The organism is Paenibacillus sp. DMB20 (assembly GCF_000987955.1).
Taxonomy (GTDB): Bacteria; Bacillota; Bacilli; order Paenibacillales; family Paenibacillaceae; genus Paenibacillus_AQ.
On sequence record NZ_LAZU01000047.1, the window covers coordinates 18324 to 35102 of the forward strand.

Here is a 16779-nt window from a genome sequence, read left to right on the forward strand (position 1 = left end):
TGACATGAAATCGGGCTTCGGGGCTGTAATTGTGGCAGCGGGCAAAGGTTCGCGAATGGGAACCCGGGAAAGCAAGCAATTTTTACAAATCGGAGGCAAACCGATCGTCGTGCAAACGATGGACATATTTAACCGCTTGTCCTGGTTGAACGAAATCGTGCTTGTTACCGGAAGAGACGATGTTGATCGCTGCAGGGAATGGGTGCGGGATTACGGGCTGGACAAGGTGTCTACGGTGATTCCCGGCGGCCGCGAGCGGCAGGAATCGGTTTACCTAGGGATCAAGCAAATGAATACGGAGTGGGTAATGATACATGACGGCGTTCGGCCGTTTGTTACCCACGAGGAGATTGTCACCTGCCGCGAGACGGCGATCCGCGAAGGAGCTGCCGTTCTCGGCGTACCCGTGAAGGACACGGTCAAGCAGGTGAACGGTCAGGGGCTCATTACCGGAACGCCTGACCGCCAGAGTCTGTGGGCTGTTCAAACGCCGCAGGCTTTTCGTCTTTCCGACCTTCTGAATGCCCATGAAACCGCGTTAAGGGACGGCTTTCAAGGTACGGACGACGCCATGCTGCTGGAGCACATCGGTCTCCCGGTGGCCATGGCGGAGGGGAAATACAGCAATATCAAAATCACGACGCCTGAAGATTTGGAGTATGCCGCTTTTTTTAAAATATAAGAAAACATGAGTATTTCTTTTATTTATGCGTGGCTTATATTCTTGGGCAGAAGCTTCTTGCTTCTTGAAAAAGGACGGGCGAGGTCTTTTCTGCATAAAGAGACAAGGGGGAGATAGGAATGATTCGCGTAGGTCAAGGCTTTGACGTACATCAGCTGGTTGAGGGGAGGCCATGCATCATTGGCGGTGTTACCATTCCGTACGAACAGGGGCTGCTTGGGCATTCGGACGCTGACGTGCTCTTGCATGCGCTGACGGATGCTATTCTGGGCGCACTGGGGTTTGGGGACATCGGTCGTCATTTTCCGGACAACGATCCGGCATACAAGGATGCCGACAGCCTGAAGCTGCTGAAGCAGGTTTGGGGCATGGCCAAGGAAAAGGGCTACCGTCTAGGCAATGCGGATTGCACGATTATCGCGCAAAAACCCAAAATGGCGCCGTATATACCGGAAATGGCGAAAGTAATTGCCAAGGCGCTGGAAGCGGATGTTTCGCAAGTTAACGTGAAAGCCACGACAACCGAGCAATTGGGCTTTACGGGGCGGGGAGAGGGAATCGCCGCACAATCTGTTGTATGCCTTGTCAAAGGTATGCTATCATCTTGAAGGAATCTTTGAACCAGCGAACGGAGGGGTTAGAAATGACCGGAGAAGTCCGTGTGCGCTATGCACCGAGTCCAACGGGACATTTACATATCGGCAATGCCAGAACGGCATTATTCAATTATTTGTATGCAAGGAAGCATAACGGCAAGTTTATCATCCGTATCGAGGATACGGACGTCAAACGAAACGTGGCGGGCGGCGAGGAAAGCCAGCTGAAATATCTGAAATGGCTTGGCATGGACTGGGATGAGAGCGTGGATGTGGGAGGCGAGTACGGACCGTACCGTCAAACCGAACGTTTGGATATTTATCGCAAATATTGGCAGGACCTGCTTGACCGCGGACTTGCCTACCGCTGCTATTGCACGGAGGAAGAGCTGGAGAAGGAGCGGGAGGAACAGACCGCCCGCGGGGAAACGCCGCGATACTCCGGCAAGCACCGCGACCTGACCGAGGAGCAGTGCCGCGCGTTTGAAGCCGAGGGCCGGATAGCGAGCATCCGCTTCCGCGTGCCTGAAGACAAGGTGTATACCTTCGATGATATGGTGAAAGGGACCATTTCCTTTAACACGAAGGAGACCGGCGACTTTGTCATCGTGAAAAAAGACGGCATCCCAACGTATAATTTTGCGGTGGTTATCGATGACTATCTCATGAAGATCACCCACGTGCTGCGCGGGGAGGACCATATCTCCAATACGCCGCGCCAGCTGATGATTTACGAAGCGCTCGGCATGGAGCCGCCGCGTTTCGGGCACATGACGCTGATCGTGGGAGATGACCACAAAAAGCTGAGCAAGCGCAACGAGTCGATCATCCAGTTTATCGAGCAGTACGATCAGCTCGGCTACCTGCCTGAGGCTCTGTTTAACTTTATCGCGCTCCTGGGCTGGTCTCCGGAGGGCGAGGAAGAAATTTATTCGAGAGAGCAGCTCATTGAAATTTTTGACGCGAGCCGCCTTTCGAAGAGTCCTGCCGTGTTCGATTCGAATAAGCTGGCTTATTTGAACAATTACTATATCAAGCAGGCCGATCCGGGACGGATTGCAGGCCTGGCGATCCCTCATCTGCAGCGTGCATCGCGGCTGCCGGAGAAGTTGTCGCCGGAGCAGGAAGAATGGGCCCGCGCGCTCGTCGCTTTATATCAAGAGCAGATGACCTCGGCTTCCGAGATTGTGGGCTTGTCCGATGTGTTCTTCCGCACCCATCTTGAGCTGGATGCCGAAGGCACGGCCATTCTTGCCGAGGAGCAGGTTCCTGCCGTACTGTCGGCCTTCCTCGCGAAAGTGGAGCACTCCGAGGAATACACCCCGGCCAAGATCGCAGCCATGATCAAAGAAGTGCAGAAGGAAACCGGATTTAAAGGCAAGCAGCTCTTCATGCCGATCCGGGTGGCGCTTACGGGGCAGACCCATGGCCGCGACCTCAACCAGACGATCTGGCTGCTTGGAAAAGACCGGGTGCTTGACCGTTTGCGCTCCCAAATCAAGGGGGCATAATCGCTTCTTGTCAGGATTCCGTCTTTTGGTTAGAATATAAGTCAACATCCTATCGATCATTAAACGAAAAGCTTGGATCAGGAGAAGTACGCGTATGAAAAGGCGGTATCCAGAGAGGACGACCGGAAGAAGACAAGTTAGCTTGATTCTTCCAGGCTGAGAGTCGTCCGCTGCCGGAAGCGGAAATGCGCCTGTGAGCTGCATGATTGAAGCGGGACTCCCGTTAGATCATGCCGGAGGTCTCCGTTATTGGACTTGAAGTGGAACCGGCATGTCCCGTCCTGTACAGCAGGAGGTACCCTGACCGGTTCAAGCAGAGTGGAACCGCGTGTCATAACGCCTCTGCAGCGAAAGCTGCGGAGGCGTTTTTTTTTTTAGGATACGAACAAATTTTGCAACTTTGGCAGAAACAACGGGAGCGCCGAGGCTAAAACGCTGAGTAATCATTCGCCGAAGCGGTGCGTGCGGCATAACGCCGCCGTCTTTTTGGCAACCGCATCGCATGCTGCGGAAGCTTTGCGTAAGCTGGCCGGCGGCTTTAGGGGGAAGGAGGAACGACCATGTTTAAACAGATGAAATCGGATATCCGGACCGTGTTTGAGAACGATCCGGCGGCCCGCGGGCTTTTTGAAGTCATTTTCACCTATTCGGGTCTGCATGCCCTGTGGCTCCACCGTTTGGCTCATGCGCTTTTTTAAGCGGCGCTGGCATACGCTGGCGCGTATCATATCGCAAATCAGCCGATTTATGACCGGCATTGAAATCCATCCGGGGGCCAGGATCGGCCAGCGCCTGTTCATCGACCACGGGATGGGGGTCGTGATCGGGGAGACCTGCGAAATCGGTGACGATGTGGTCATTTACCAGGGCGTAACGCTCGGCGGTACGGGGAAGGAAAAGGGAAAGCGGCACCCGACCATCGGCAGCAACGTGGTTATCGGGTCCGGCGCCAAGGTTCTCGGTTCTTTTACGATCGGGGACAATTGTAATATCGGGTCGAATGCAGTCGTACTCCGAGAGGTTCCCTCAAATAGCACCGTCGTCGGCAACCCGGGAAAAATCGTGAAACAGAACGGCGAAAAAAATCCGCGACCGGCTCGACCATACGAAGCTTCCGGACCCGATCGTCGATATGCTGCGCAGCATGCAGAAAGAAATCGACGAGTTGCGGGGGGAACTGGACACACTGAGAAAAGAACAATCGGCATCAGCGGCAGCAGAACCGGGAGAGCCCTCCCTGCATAGAGATTTACAAAAGCGATAAGACGAAAGGAATGTGACCATACGATGGCGCTTCAGATTTATAACACGTTAACCCGCATGAAGGAACCGTTCAAAGCTCTCGAGCCGGGAAAGGTAAGCATGTACGTATGCGGACCGACCGTATACGACTATATTCATATCGGCAATGCACGGCCCATGATCTTCTTTGATGTGGTGCGCGCTTATTTCGAGCAGCAGGGCAGCGAGGTCGGCTATGTCGTAAACTTTACGGATGTGGACGATAAAATGATCCGCAAGGCAGAGCAAACCGGTACGACCGTGCCGGAAGTGGCGGATAAGTTCATTTCCGCTTATTACGAGGATCTTGACGGGCTGGGCATTCCCCGGGCGACGCTGAACCCCCGCGTAACGGAGAACATGGACAGCATCATCCATTTCATTCAGGAGCTGGTAGACAGAGATTTTGCCTATGAAAACGGCGGGGACGTATTTTACCGGACGCGGATGTTTGAGGACTACGGCAAGCTGTCCCAGCAGAACCTGGATGAGCTGCAGTTCGGCATCCGGATCGAAGTCGATAAGCGAAAGGAAAGTCCGGAGGACTTTGTGCTGTGGAAAGCCGCCAAGCCGGGAGAGATCTACTGGGAGAGTCCGTGGGGGAACGGGCGTCCGGGCTGGCATATCGAATGCTCGGCCATGGCGCGCCGCTACCTCGGCGATACGCTGGACATCCACGGCGGCGGCCAGGATTTGCAGTTCCCGCACCATGAGTGCGAGGTGGCCCAGTCGGAAGCCCTGACCGGAAAACCGCTGGCGAACTATTGGATGCATAACGGCTATATTCGGATCAACAACGAGAAAATGTCGAAATCCCTCGGCAACGGGGTATTGGTCAAGAAACTCCGTCAACAATATACAAAAGAAGCCATTCGATATTTTATGCTTTCCACTCACTACCGGAACCCGCTGAACTTCAGCGACGAAGTGATGGAGCAGGCACAGAACAGCGTGGAGCGTCTTGCCAACGCGGCCGGCAACCTCCGTCACCGTTTGCAGGTAGCCGTAAATGCACCCGACGGAAACGCCGGCGTCGAAATAACCGGCAAAATGACAGACGTGCTGCGAGAGTTCCATGACAAAATGCAGGATGATTTCAATACGCCGGACGCGATTACAGCCATGTTCCAGTGGGCGAGCGAAGCCAACCATCTGCTTCAGCAGGCTTCCGTGCCGACGGAGGATCTGAGAACCGTCTTGGACGCCTTTGAGGAAATGAACGGGGTGCTTCGCATCGTCAATTCATCCGCCGAAGAGCTGCTGGACGAGGAGATCGAACGGCTGATCCAGGAACGGATCGAAGCCCGGAGCAGCAAAAACTGGGCGCGTGCAGACGAAATCCGTGATCGCTTGGCGGCGGAAGGGATTATATTGGAGGATACGGCGCAGGGCATGCGCTGGCGGCGCAAATGAGCGGGGGAGATTACAAGGAGCTGGACGGGGGCTGGTTTCCTTATCCCCCCTCCAAGCCCGTCCGTCTCATCCCGCCGATCGTTCTGGCTTACATCGGCGATGCGATTTATGAGGTTGCCGTTAGGCAGTACCTGATTTCCAAACCCGGCCTGCGGCCGAACCACCTGCACCGCACGGCGACGGGGCTCGTTTCGGCGAAAGCCCAAAGCCGCATTTTATCCCATTTGGATCCGGTTTTGACCGAGGAGGAGCGGGATGTCGTGCGGCAGGGCCGGAACGCCAAATCGGGCAGCATCCCCAAAAATGCAGACGTGCTGGAATACCGGCACGCCACGGCCTTTGAATGTCTTGTCGGTTATCTTTACTATGCCGGACAGCATGACAGGCTGCGGCAATTGATCGGACAGGCGATGGAGTACATGCAGCGCGCCGAATAGGCGGCAAGAATCGACAGCAACCTTTAATTAGAATGAGACCCAGCCGCCGGCTTTGATAAAAGCATGGGCAGGCATCCAGGAGGAAAAATTCATGCAGGAAGAAGAATTGATTGCGGGGAAACACTCCGTTACCGAAGCGCTGCGTTCGGGGCGCACGATCAACAAAATATGGATTGCGGATAACGCGCAGAAGCATTTGACCCAGCCGATCATCGCTGAAGCGAAAAAGCTCGGGATTGTCATTCAAAATGTGGACAAGCGCAAGCTCGATCAGCTGGTGCCGGGAATCCAGCATCAAGGCGTCGTCGCCCAAGCCGCACCCTATGCCTACGTGGCAGTGGACGACCTTTTGAAAAATGCCGAAGGCAAAGGAGAGGCGCCGTTTCTGCTAATCCTTGACGAGATCGAGGATCCCCATAACCTGGGTTCCATTCTCAGAACCGCGGACTGCACAGGAGTTCACGGCGTCATTCTTCCCAAGCGCCGTTCGGCGCAGATTACGGCAACGGTCTCCAAGACTTCGGCCGGAGCCGTGGAATATGTCCCGGTAGCGCGGGTCACGAATCTGGCGCAGACGATCGAACAGCTGAAGGAAATGGGCGTCTGGGTGGTCGGCACGGTCGTGGACGCCGCCGAGGAAATCTATGACACCGAGGTGTTTAACGGTCCTGTCGCGGTGGTGATCGGCAACGAGGCCAAAGGCATGGGCAGATTGATCCGGGAAAAATGCGACGTGCTCGTGAAACTTCCGATGGCCGGCCGGATCAATTCGCTTAACGCATCCGTCGCCGCAGGCGTCGTTATGTACGAAGTGCTTCGCCGTCGACGCCTTCAAGGTTAGCCGGCATGGCCGATTGGCGGGATGTTCTGCTGGTCGATGGATACAATATGATCGGCGGATGGCCCTTCTTGGCGGAGCTCTCAAAAATCGGAATGCACGAAGCTCGGGACGTTCTCCTGGAAAAACTGTCGGATTACCAGGCATTCTCCGGTTTGCGGGTGATTGTGATTTTTGACGCTTATCGCGTGCCCGGCCTTGGGAAGTCTTTTACTCAAGGAAAGGTGCAGGTGTATTTCACCAAGGAAAAGGAAACGGCTGACGAGTGCATCGAGCGCCTGGTCGGAGAGCTCAGCCACAGACGGCGCAAAATTTATGTGGCCACGAGCGATTTAATGGAGCAGCATATTATTTTTGCGCTAGGGGCCCTCCGGGTCTCGGCCCGCGAGCTGCTTACCCAGGTGGAACAGAGCGAACGGGAGGTCAAGCGGAAAATCGAGGAGGACCAGGCGAAATCCAAGCGAAACACGCTTGACAACAAGCTGTCCCCGGAGGTATTGAAAATGTTTGAACGGTGGCGGCGGGAATAAAACACGATAAAATGTCGAAATCATGAAACAGTTTACATTTATGTTATTCTCGCTCTAAAATAGGGAGCCTGTGGTTGACGGTACTATGGACATCATATATACTTGTCATATATTTCAAGCGAGTGACGGGCTACCGTGCGTTCCGGGCCGGAGGGATTCTATTGAGTGTCGACCTCAAGGAAATCATGTTGTCGGGGTATGATTTGATAAGCGATGAAGACATTGTCGAGGCGGTCCGTGAAGGTGACAGCGGGGCGTTGGAATATTTGATCAATAAGTACCGGAACTTCGTGCGTGCCAAGGCTCGTTCTTATTTTCTGATCGGGGCCGACCGCGAGGACATCGTGCAGGAAGGCATGATCGGGCTGTACAAGGCGATCCGTGATTTCAAGGGGGACAAGCTGTCCTCGTTCAAGGCTTTTGCCGAACTGTGCATCACGCGGCAGATCATTACGGCGATCAAGACGGCCACGAGACAGAAGCACATCCCGCTTAATTCCTATGTATCACTGGACAAACCGATCTATGACGAGGATTCCGACCGTACGCTGTTGGATGTGATTTGCGGCACCGCGGTATGCGATCCGGAGGAATTGATTATCAATCAGGAAGAGTTCGTCGGTTTGGAGGACAAGATGTCCGAAATTCTGAGCGATCTTGAACGGAAAGTGCTTATGTTATATCTGGACGGACGATCCTATCAGGAAATCGCGGTAGATTTGAGCCGTCATGTGAAATCTATCGATAATGCCCTCCAGCGGGTGAAACGCAAGCTTGAACGCTACCTGGAGGTTCGGGATAATTAGAAGAGAAAGCGGAAGGCTCGGTTTGAGCCTTTTTATTTTTTTTTGATGTCATCTAATGGAGAAAGAAGAAGGCTGCAACTTCCTGTTGCTCGGAATCCAAATCATCCGTTTTCGACGTATTTTCTTCTATGAAAATGCGTGCCGTGACGTTTTTTCTTGTTCATTTTGCGATCCCGGTGTTTCAGCCGCCGGAACAATGAACATAATGGTAAGTAAATGCAGCCCGCATTCAGAGAGAAAAAGGCTTGAAATGGCGGTAGCCATATGATAAAGTGTTTTAGGTAGGCCTAAATTCGCGTGTTTTATGGATGGATCGTTGTTACGACTTTGGAACAACGGTTTTATTCATCTTGCAGAAGGCTCCTTCCTCTTTTAAGGATGAAGCTGTTTCTGCTTGTCTCGCAGAAAGATGAATTGTCCGTTTACGGGCGGTCTTTCTACTAGGATCAATATCGGTTCTTCTGATGAAGAAGGACGTCTTCGGGAGGTGCACATCATGCGGGTAATTATCACTTTGGCTTGTACAAGCTGCAAACAAAGAAACTACACGACCACCAAGAACAAGCGAAATCACCCCGACCGCATGGAGATGAAGAAATTTTGCAAGTTCTGTAACGAGCAAACTCCTCATCGCGAAACCAGATAGTTTTTTGGAGGTGTAGTCGGCGTGAAACGTGGTTTCAAGTCTCTGTTTTCCTTTTTCTCTGAAAGCTGGGCGGAACTTAAAAAAAGTTCGCTGGCCCAATCGTAAAGAACTGACGAACTATACACTCATCGTTATTGGCACCATCGCGTTTGTCACGATTTATTTTTGGGTTTTAGACATCGGCATTTCCGCTGTGATCGAAGCGATAATTTAGAAGGGTCCCAGGTGGCTTGATATGGAAAAAAGATGGTACGTCGTTCATACCTATTCAGGGTATGAGAATAAAGTCAAAGCCAATTTGGAAAAACGTGTCGAGTCCATGGGCATGGAGGACAAAATATTCCGAGTTCTTGTTCCGATGGAAGAAGAAGTGGTAAACAAGGACGGTAAGAAAAAAGACCGTTATGCGTAAAGTTTACCCGGGATATGTCTTGGTCGAAATGATTCAAACCGATGATTCTTGGTATGTTGTCCGCAACACGCCGGGAGTGACTGGTTTTGTCGGTTCGACGGGCTCGGGTTCCAAGCCGACGCCTTTGCTTCCGGAAGAAGTGGAACAGATTCTGAAGCATATGGGCATGGAAGAACCGAAACCGAAGATCGAATTCGATATCAAGGAATCCGTTCGGATCAAGGTTGGTCCTTTTGCGAATTTCGTGGGCTCCGTGGAAGAAATTTTGGCTGATAAGAGCAAGCTGAAGGTTCACGTCAACATGTTTGGACGGGAAACCCCGCTGGAGTTGGATTACACTCAAGTGGAGAAAATATAGGGTTTCTTGTGGGAGGGCGTTTTATGGCGTCCGATACCACTATTGATGCAAGGAGGTGTCTACCATGGCAAAAAAAGGTTATCAAGGTTGTTAAACTGCAAATTCCTGCAGGGAAAGCGAATCCGGCTCCTCCAGTAGGTCCAGCATTGGGTCAAGCGGGTGTCAACATCATGGCATTCTGTAAAGAATTCAACGCTCGTACCGCTGATCAGGCTGGTTTGATCATTCCGGTTGAAATTTCGGTGTTTGAAGACCGTTCCTTTACGTTCATCACCAAAACTCCGCCGGCTGCCGTTCTGCTTCGCGTGGCTGCCAAGATCGAAAAAGGATCCGGCGAACCGAACAAGAAGAAAGTGGCAACGGTTAAGCGTGACGTTGTTCGTCAAATCGCTGAACAAAAAATGCCTGACTTGAACGCTGCATCTGTCGAAGCTGCAATGTTGATGGTTGAAGGTACTGCCCGCAGCATGGGTATCACGATCGAAGACTAATTGTCTTTTTGCTTGCGTTAACCGGACATGGTCCGGAATATGTGGGAGGAATTTCCGCTAACACCACAAAGGAGGAAAAACAATCATGGCTAAACACGGTAAGAAATACCTGGAAGCTGCCAAGCTGATCGACAGCGAAGCAACTTATGAGCCTTTGGAAGCCGTTGAACTGGTGAAAAAGGCCGCAACTGCCAAATTCGACGAAACCGTTGAAGTGGCTGTACGTTTGGGCGTAGACCCTCGTAAACAAGACCAGGCTGTTCGCGGTGTCGTTGTCCTGCCTCACGGTACGGGTAAAACACAACGCGTTCTGGTATTTGCAAAAGGTGAAAAAGCGAAGGAAGCCGAAGCGGCTGGCGCTGACTTTGTTGGCGATCAGGACATGATCAACAAAATCCAACAAGGCTGGTTCGAATTCGACGTCTGCGTAGCTACACCTGATATGATGAGCGAAGTCGGTAAATTGGGCCGTCTGCTCGGCGGTAAAGGCCTGATGCCTAACCCTAAAGCCGGCACGGTTACTTTCGATGTTGCCAAGGCTGTTCAAGAAATCAAAGCCGGTAAAATCGAATACCGTCTGGACAAAGCAGGTCAAATTCACGCTCCGATCGGTAAAGTGTCTTTTGACGCGGAAAAACTTAACGAGAACCTCAAAGCTCTTGTTGATGCATTGAACCGCGCGAAGCCAGCTGCAGCTAAAGGTGTATACCTGAAGGGCATCGCTGTGTCTTCGACTATGGGACCTAGCGCTCGCGTGAACACGGCTTCTTACAGATAATAAAATTGCCATTGACTTGTTCATGGTGATTTGATATTATGTAACAGTTGTGAGTCTTAGGACTGACCGTTAAAGTTGAATATGCTTACCGTAGACAGTAGGTGCCGTTAGCTGGCTTAATTTCCTACCGAGGTGTTATGATAGAACGTCAGCAGTTTGTCCGGACTTGTCCGGCTAAAATGATGATTCATCAGGCCTTCGTGATTCTACGGAGGCTTTTTTAGTGCCCGTAGGATGGCGGCCGTATGCGGTCTCCAGCTAACCATACAATCAGGAGGTGTAGACATTGGCAAACGCAAAAGTGATTCAATCCAAACAAGAAGCGGTTGACGTAGTAACTTCCAAGCTGCGCGGCAGCGCAACTACGGTTATTGCAGACTATCGTGGACTGAACGTTGCCCAAGTGACCGAACTGCGTAAACAGCTTCGCGAAGCCGGCATCGAGTTTTCAGTATTGAAAAACACCCTGCTTCGCCGTGCGACTGCAGCTGCAGAGCTGACTGAACTCGACGAAGTGTTGACTGGACCAACCGCTGTTGCATTCAGTACAGAGGACGTTGTGGCTCCGGCAAAAATCTTGAACGATTTCGCCAAGAAAAACGACGCTTTGAAATTGAAAGGCGCAGTAGTAGAAGGCCGTGTCATCGGAGTTGACGAAATCAAAGCACTGGCAGAGCTTCCTTCCCGCGAAGGTCTCCTCTCCATGCTCCTCAGCGTGCTTCAAGCTCCTGTGCGCAACTTCGCGCTTGCAGTTAAAGCTGTTGCTGAGAAAGAAGAACAAGGCGCGTAAGCATCTTATTCGACCGGCAGTTTAAAAAAACAAAATCTCAAATATAAAAATGGAGGTTCAACCCAAATGAGCAAAGAGCAAATCTTGGAAGCAATTAAAGGCATGTCCGTTTTGGAACTGAACGATCTCGTTAAAGCAATCGAAGAAGAATTCGGCGTAACTGCTGCAGCTCCAGTTGCAGTAGTAGGCGGCGGCGCTGGCGCAGCTGCTGAAGCCGAGCAAACCGAATTCGACGTAATCCTGACTTCCGCAGGCGCGTCCAAAATCAACGTTATCAAAGTGGTTCGCGAAATCACAGGCCTCGGCTTGAAAGAAGCGAAAGAACTGGTTGACAACGCTCCGAAGCCGCTGAAAGAAAAAGTAGCTAAGGAAGAAGCAGAAGCAGTTAAAGCTAAATTGGAAGAAGCAGGCGCATCCGTAGAAGTGAAGTAATTCCTTCTCATGGAAATCTTGCATCATGAAACAAACCCCTTGAATAATTGTTCAAGGGGTTTGTTGTTAGAATATAAGAAGCTGCGCTTATATTTCGGGAGGAATTCCGTCGTCCTAGAGAAGTGACGGAATTGTTCCTGCTTGTGAAAGCAAGACCGTCTGGCTGAACGCAAAGAAGGTTATAATAGATTCTGAGCGTAGGTTAAGCTGGGGATGACTCGATGAAGCATGGATTGATATTTGGCGATACGGAGGGTTGGTATGCCGAATCAGCATTATTATTCAAACCGGCCAGAGGCCGGGCATGACCGGCGGGAGTTGGAAACGGTGCTGCGTGGCAGCAAACTGAAGTTCATTAGCGATGCCGGCGTTTTTTTCCAAGAGCGGGGTGGATTACGGAAGCAAGGTTTTGATAGAGGCGATGGATTTTCCGGGCGGGTCGGAAGTGCTTGACGTAGGGTGCGGTTATGGCCCGATCGGTTTAACGGCCGCCAAACTGGCAACGAACGGCCATGTAACCATGATCGACATCAACAGCCGGGCGGTTGAACTGGCCAAGGAGAATGCGAAGCTGAACGGGATCGGCAACGTGACGATTCTGGAAAGCGATCTGTTTTCCGCAGTAGAGGGGAAATTTTTTGATGTCGTGTTGACCAATCCGCCAATCCGCGCAGGGAAGGAAACGGTTCATGCCATTTTTGAACAGGCGTTTCGCCATCTGAAGCCGAATGGCCAGTTGTGGGTCGTCATTCAAAAAAAAACAAGGCTCCCCATCGGCCAAAGCCAAATTGGAAAGCCTGTTTTCCACCGTTGAGGAAGTGACGAAGGATAAAGGATACCGTATTTTTAAGGCGGTAAAAGGTTCTTCATAAAGTTGCAAATGGGTTATTGACTCGAATTTCTCATTGTGGTATTATTATAAAATGTCAGTATTAGGATGGTCTCTTTGTCTTTAGTTTGCTGAAATGTCAAGACTTGATGTGGAAATCCATGCATAAAGTCAGTCATATTGACGTATAATATGTACATTTTGGGCAAATCTACTGGATATGGGATGATTATCATAACCATGGATAAGCTGCTCTTTTTTCGAAAGATATTCGATAAGGGCTTTTCTCTATTTATGGGAGTTTCCTCTGTACGTTCCATTATAGTGTTACAAACAGAGGTTCGCAATGAATTTTTAAAAGTGAGTAGACATGAGGGGTGAGTTTAAGTTGGCAGGACATCTTGTTCAATATGGTCGACGCACTCGGCGAAGTTATGCACGCATTAACGAGGTACTCGAAGTTCCGAACCTGATTGAGATCCAACAAAAATCTTACGAATGGTTTTTGGAGGAAGGACTTCGCGAAATGTTCCAGGACATCTCGCCGATTCAGGATTTTACAGGGAACTTGGTGCTGGAGTTTATTGACTACAGCCTTGGAGAACCGAAATACACCGTCGATGACGCGAAAGAACGTGACGTTACTTATGCGGCGCCGCTCCGTGTGAAAGTCCGGCTCATCAACAAGGAGACGGGAGAGGTCAAAGAGCAGGAAGTGTTCATGGGAGATTTCCCGCTGATGACGGAAACCGGAACATTTATCATCAATGGTGCCGAACGGGTCATTGTCAGCCAGTTGGTTCGCTCTCCCAGCGTCTATTTCAGCACTAAAGTTGATAAAAACGGCAAAAAAACATACACGGCGACGGTTATTCCGAACCGCGGCGCATGGCTGGAGCTTGAGACGGACGCCAAGGACATCGTTTATGTCCGTATCGACCGTACCCGTAAGATCCCGGTAACCGTTCTGCTCCGCGCACTCGGTTTTGGAACGGATGCCGAAATTCTTGATCTTCTTGGTAATGATGAGTATATTCGCAATACCTTGGATAAAGACAACACGGATTCCACGGAAAAGGCGCTCATCGAGATTTATGAACGTCTTCGTCCGGGCGAGCCTCCTACACTGGAGAACGCGAAGAGCCTGCTCGTTGCGCGTTTCTTCGATCCGAAGCGCTATGATCTGGCTAACGTCGGACGTTATAAGATCAACAAGAAGCTTCATATCAAAAACCGCCTCTTCAACCAGCGTTTGGCCGAGAGCTTGATCGACATCGACACGGGCGAGATTATCGCGGAAGCGGGCCAAACCGTAGACCGCCGTCTTTTGGACGAGATCATGCCTCACCTGGAGAAGAGCGTTGGTTTTAAAACGTATCATGTATCCGGCGGCGTGCTGGACAGCGAAGACATTCCGCTCCAAACGATCGACGTATTCTCTCCGATTGAGGACGGGAAGGTCGTTAAGATCATTGCGAACGGAAATATCGATAAGTCGGTGAAACATATTACGCAGGCGGACATTATTTCGTCCATCAGCTATTTTATCGATTTGCTGCACGGCATCGGCGATACGGATGACATCGACCATCTGGGCAACCGTCGTCTCCGTTCGGTCGGTGAGCTTTTGCAGAATCAGTTCCGCATCGGCTTGTCCCGTATGGAGCGCGTGGTTCGCGAAAGAATGTCGATTCAGGACGCAAGTGTAATCACGCCGCAGGCGCTGATTAACATCCGTCCGGTGATCGCCTCCATTAAAGAGTTCTTTGGCAGTTCCCAGCTGTCCCAGTTCATGGACCAAACGAACCCGCTTGCCGAATTGACGCATAAACGCCGTCTGTCGGCGCTCGGACCGGGCGGTTTGACCCGTGAACGCGCGGGCTTTGAAGTCCGGGACGTTCACCACAGTCACTATGGCCGCATGTGTCCGATCGAAACGCCTGAGGGACCGAACATCGGTCTGATCAACTCCTTGTCGACTTTTGCCCGTATCAACGAATACGGCTTTATCGAAGCGCCATACCGCTGGGTTGATCCGAAGACGGGTCAGGTTACGGATCAGATCGATTATCTGACGGCCGACGAGGAAGACAATTACGTGGTTGCGCAGGCAAACGCGGAATTGACCGAGGACAACAAGTTTAAGGACGACATGGTTATCGTCCGTTACAATAAACAGTCCGACAACATCCTGCCTATGCCGAGCGAGCGTGTGGACTACATGGACGTATCACCGAAGCAGGTTGTATCCGTGGCGACGGCTCTGATTCCGTTCCTCGAGAACGACGACTCCAACCGCGCGCTGATGGGATCGAACATGCAGCGTCAGGCCGTTCCTCTTCTTATCCCTAAAGCTCCGCTTGTCGGAACGGGGATGGAACACAAGTCCGCGAAGGATTCCGGCGTTTGTATTGTATCCAAATACGACGGAATTATTGAGCGTTCGTCCGCTAACGAAATCTGGCTCCGCCGCGTAGAGATGGTCGACGGACAAGAGGTCAAAGGCGACATCGTTAAATATAAATTACACAAATTTATGCGTTCGAACCAAGGTACCTGCATTAACCAGCGCCCGATCGTTCAGCGTGGAGATGTCATCAAAAAAGGCGACATTCTTGCTGACGGTCCGTCGACGGAAATGGGCGAATTGGCTTTGGGCCGCAACGTTGTCGTGGCCTTCATGACTTGGGAGGGCTACAACTACGAGGATGCGATCCTGTTGTCCGAGAAACTCGTGAAAGAGGATGTATACACTTCGATCCATATCGAAGAGTACGAATCCGAGGCGCGCGATACGAAGCTTGGACCGGAAGAAATCACCCGCGACATCCCGAACGTCGGCGAAGAAGCGCTGAAAAACCTCGACGAGCGCGGCATCATCCGCATTGGTGCGGAGATCAGCGCCGGGGACATCCTGGTAGGTAAAGTTACGCCTAAGGGCGTGACGGAGCTTACTGCGGAAGAGCGTCTCCTGCACGCCATCTTCGGTGAGAAGGCCCGCGAAGTTCGCGACACCTCGTTGCGCGTTCCTCACGGAAGCGACGGTATCATCGTGGACGTGAAGGTGTTTACCCGCGAGAACGGCGATGAACTGCCTCCTGGCGTTAACCAACTGGTACGCGTCTACATCGCTCAGAAGCGTAAAATCTCCGAAGGCGACAAAATGGCCGGACGTCACGGCAACAAGGGTGTCGTTGCCCGTATTTTGCCTGAAGAGGATATGCCGTTCCTGCCGGACGGCACGCCGGTGCAGGTTGTCCTCAACCCGCTGGGCGTACCTTCCCGGATGAACATCGGCCAGGTGCTTGAGGTCCACTTGGGCATGGCTGCCCTGCAGCTGGGCATCCACGTGGCTACCCCGGTGTTTGACGGAGCTAGCGAATACGACGTGTTTGATACCATGGAAGAAGCAGGCATGCAGCGCAACGGTAAAACCGTGCTGTATGACGGTCGTACGGGCGAGCGCTTCGAGCGCGAGGTAACCGTCGGCGTCATGCACATGATCAAACTGGCGCACATGGTTGACGATAAAATCCATGCCCGTTCGACGGGACCATACTCTCTCGTTACGCAGCAGCCGCTCGGCGGTAAAGCGCAGTTCGGCGGACAGCGTTTCGGGGAGATGGAAGTGTGGGCGCTTGAAGCTTACGGCGCCGCCTATACACTGCAAGAAATCCTTACCGTCAAGTCCGATGACGTGGTTGGCCGGGTGAAAACCTACGAATCCATCGTCAAGGGCGAGAACGTTCCGGAACCGGGCGTTCCAGAATCGTTCAAGGTATTGATAAAAAGAACTCCAGTCTCTTGGTATGGACGTCAAAATCCTTAGCGAGAACGAAGAGGAAATCGAGATGAAAGAGCTCGATGACGAAGACGATACAGCAGGCGATAAACTGAGCCTTAACTTGGAAGGCGCTGAAGTCGGAGCGGAATAACGATTCAATTTCAC

Annotated in this window: 13 protein-coding genes, 5 pseudogenes and 1 other annotated feature; all 18 genes and pseudogenes read left to right on the plus strand. The window is 51.8% G+C overall.

The genetic code is table 11. The features are described 5' to 3' along the window. Nucleotides 1-4: 4 nt before the first annotated feature. The 18 genes and pseudogenes from ispD to rpoB all read left to right on the plus strand — a co-directional run bounded on the left by ispD (nt 5) and on the right by rpoB (nt 16765). Nucleotides 5-682: a 2-C-methyl-D-erythritol 4-phosphate cytidylyltransferase gene (gene ispD / locus XI25_RS26315; RefSeq protein ID WP_046680996.1), complete on the plus strand. Its 678-nt coding sequence runs from the start codon at nt 5-7 to the stop codon at nt 680-682. A 119-nt stretch (nt 683-801) separates the two neighbouring features. Further along, nucleotides 802-1290, plus strand: a complete 489-nt coding sequence (gene ispF / locus XI25_RS26320; RefSeq protein WP_046680941.1) for a 2-C-methyl-D-erythritol 2,4-cyclodiphosphate synthase — start codon at nt 802-804, stop codon at nt 1288-1290. 35 nt (nt 1291-1325) lie between these two features. After that, the gene (gltX, locus tag XI25_RS26325) at nt 1326-2789 is read left to right on the plus strand and encodes a glutamate--tRNA ligase (protein WP_046680942.1); all 1464 of its coding nucleotides are present in this window, start codon (nt 1326-1328) and stop codon (nt 2787-2789) included. A gap of 560 nt (nt 2790-3349) precedes the next feature. Next, nucleotides 3350-4053: pseudogene (gene cysE, locus XI25_RS26330) on the plus strand (serine O-acetyltransferase). A gap of 23 nt (nt 4054-4076) precedes the next feature. After that, on the plus strand, nt 4077-5483 hold the full coding sequence (gene cysS, locus XI25_RS26335; RefSeq protein WP_046680943.1) for a cysteine--tRNA ligase: 1407 nt from the start codon (nt 4077-4079) through the stop codon (nt 5481-5483). Further along, nucleotides 5480-5920 (plus strand): Mini-ribonuclease 3, encoded by a 441-nt coding sequence (locus XI25_RS26340; RefSeq protein ID WP_046680944.1) that lies wholly within the window; start codon nt 5480-5482, stop codon nt 5918-5920. Before cysS ends, XI25_RS26340 begins: the two co-directional genes overlap by 4 nt. Before the next feature lie 91 nt (nt 5921-6011). After that, nucleotides 6012-6761, plus strand: coding sequence for a 23S rRNA (guanosine(2251)-2'-O)-methyltransferase RlmB (gene rlmB, locus XI25_RS26345; protein WP_046680945.1), 750 nt, complete (start codon nt 6012-6014; stop codon nt 6759-6761). 5 nt (nt 6762-6766) lie between these two features. Then, complete coding sequence (locus XI25_RS26350) at nt 6767-7288, plus strand: NYN domain-containing protein (protein WP_046680946.1); 522 nt, start codon at nt 6767-6769, stop codon at nt 7286-7288. Nucleotides 7289-7449: 161 nt separating this feature from the next. Beyond that, the gene (gene sigH, locus XI25_RS26355; RefSeq protein WP_046680947.1) at nt 7450-8094 is read left to right on the plus strand and encodes an RNA polymerase sporulation sigma factor SigH; all 645 of its coding nucleotides are present in this window, start codon (nt 7450-7452) and stop codon (nt 8092-8094) included. A gap of 496 nt (nt 8095-8590) precedes the next feature. Next, nucleotides 8591-8740 (plus strand): 50S ribosomal protein L33, encoded by a 150-nt coding sequence (gene rpmG / locus XI25_RS32570; protein WP_006212941.1) that lies wholly within the window; start codon nt 8591-8593, stop codon nt 8738-8740. A gap of 21 nt (nt 8741-8761) precedes the next feature. Then, nucleotides 8762-8954, plus strand: a pseudogene (gene secE / locus XI25_RS32575) (preprotein translocase subunit SecE). Between the two features lie 21 nt (nt 8955-8975). Then, nucleotides 8976-9510: pseudogene (nusG, locus tag XI25_RS26360) on the plus strand (transcription termination/antitermination protein NusG). 23 nt (nt 9511-9533) lie between these two features. Beyond that, nucleotides 9534-10001: a 50S ribosomal protein L11 gene (gene rplK / locus XI25_RS26365; RefSeq protein WP_046680948.1), complete on the plus strand. Its 468-nt coding sequence runs from the start codon at nt 9534-9536 to the stop codon at nt 9999-10001. Nucleotides 10002-10086: 85 nt separating this feature from the next. Continuing rightward, complete coding sequence (gene rplA, locus XI25_RS26370) at nt 10087-10779, plus strand: 50S ribosomal protein L1 (protein WP_046680949.1); 693 nt, start codon at nt 10087-10089, stop codon at nt 10777-10779. Between the two features lie 70 nt (nt 10780-10849). Next, nucleotides 10850-11010: a sequence feature (ribosomal protein L10 leader region), on the plus strand. A 55-nt stretch (nt 11011-11065) separates the two neighbouring features. Further along, a complete protein-coding gene (gene rplJ, locus XI25_RS26375) occupies nt 11066-11569 on the plus strand; it encodes a 50S ribosomal protein L10 (RefSeq protein WP_046680950.1) in 504 nt (167 codons plus the stop codon). A gap of 66 nt (nt 11570-11635) precedes the next feature. Further along, entirely contained in the window at nt 11636-12001 is a 366-nt protein-coding gene (gene rplL, locus XI25_RS26380; RefSeq protein WP_046680951.1) for a 50S ribosomal protein L7/L12, read from the plus strand. Between the two features lie 261 nt (nt 12002-12262). Continuing rightward, nucleotides 12263-12873, plus strand: a pseudogene (locus XI25_RS26385) (class I SAM-dependent methyltransferase). Between the two features lie 345 nt (nt 12874-13218). Continuing rightward, nucleotides 13219-16765, plus strand: a pseudogene (gene rpoB / locus XI25_RS26395) (DNA-directed RNA polymerase subunit beta). Nucleotides 16766-16779 lie beyond the last annotated feature (14 nt).

What these genes read in the sequence shown, in the direction of transcription:
- XI25_RS26350 (WP_046680946.1), top strand. Translation starts at nt 6,767, where the DNA reads ATGGCCGATTGGCGGGATGTTCTGCTGGTCGATGGATACAATATGATC.
- ispF (WP_046680941.1), top strand. Translation starts at nt 802, where the DNA reads ATGATTCGCGTAGGTCAAGGCTTTGACGTACATCAGCTGGTTGAGGGG.
- rplL (WP_046680951.1), top strand. Translation starts at nt 11,636, where the DNA reads ATGAGCAAAGAGCAAATCTTGGAAGCAATTAAAGGCATGTCCGTTTTG.
- rpmG (WP_006212941.1), top strand. Translation starts at nt 8,591, where the DNA reads ATGCGGGTAATTATCACTTTGGCTTGTACAAGCTGCAAACAAAGAAAC.
- rplA (WP_046680949.1), top strand. Translation starts at nt 10,087, where the DNA reads ATGGCTAAACACGGTAAGAAATACCTGGAAGCTGCCAAGCTGATCGAC.
- rlmB (WP_046680945.1), top strand. Translation starts at nt 6,012, where the DNA reads ATGCAGGAAGAAGAATTGATTGCGGGGAAACACTCCGTTACCGAAGCG.
- cysS (WP_046680943.1), top strand. Translation starts at nt 4,077, where the DNA reads ATGGCGCTTCAGATTTATAACACGTTAACCCGCATGAAGGAACCGTTC.
- rplK (WP_046680948.1), top strand. Translation starts at nt 9,534, where the DNA reads ATGGCGTCCGATACCACTATTGATGCAAGGAGGTGTCTACCATGGCAA.
- XI25_RS26340 (WP_046680944.1), top strand. Translation starts at nt 5,480, where the DNA reads ATGAGCGGGGGAGATTACAAGGAGCTGGACGGGGGCTGGTTTCCTTAT.
- gltX (WP_046680942.1), top strand. Translation starts at nt 1,326, where the DNA reads ATGACCGGAGAAGTCCGTGTGCGCTATGCACCGAGTCCAACGGGACAT.
- ispD (WP_046680996.1), top strand. Translation starts at nt 5, where the DNA reads ATGAAATCGGGCTTCGGGGCTGTAATTGTGGCAGCGGGCAAAGGTTCG.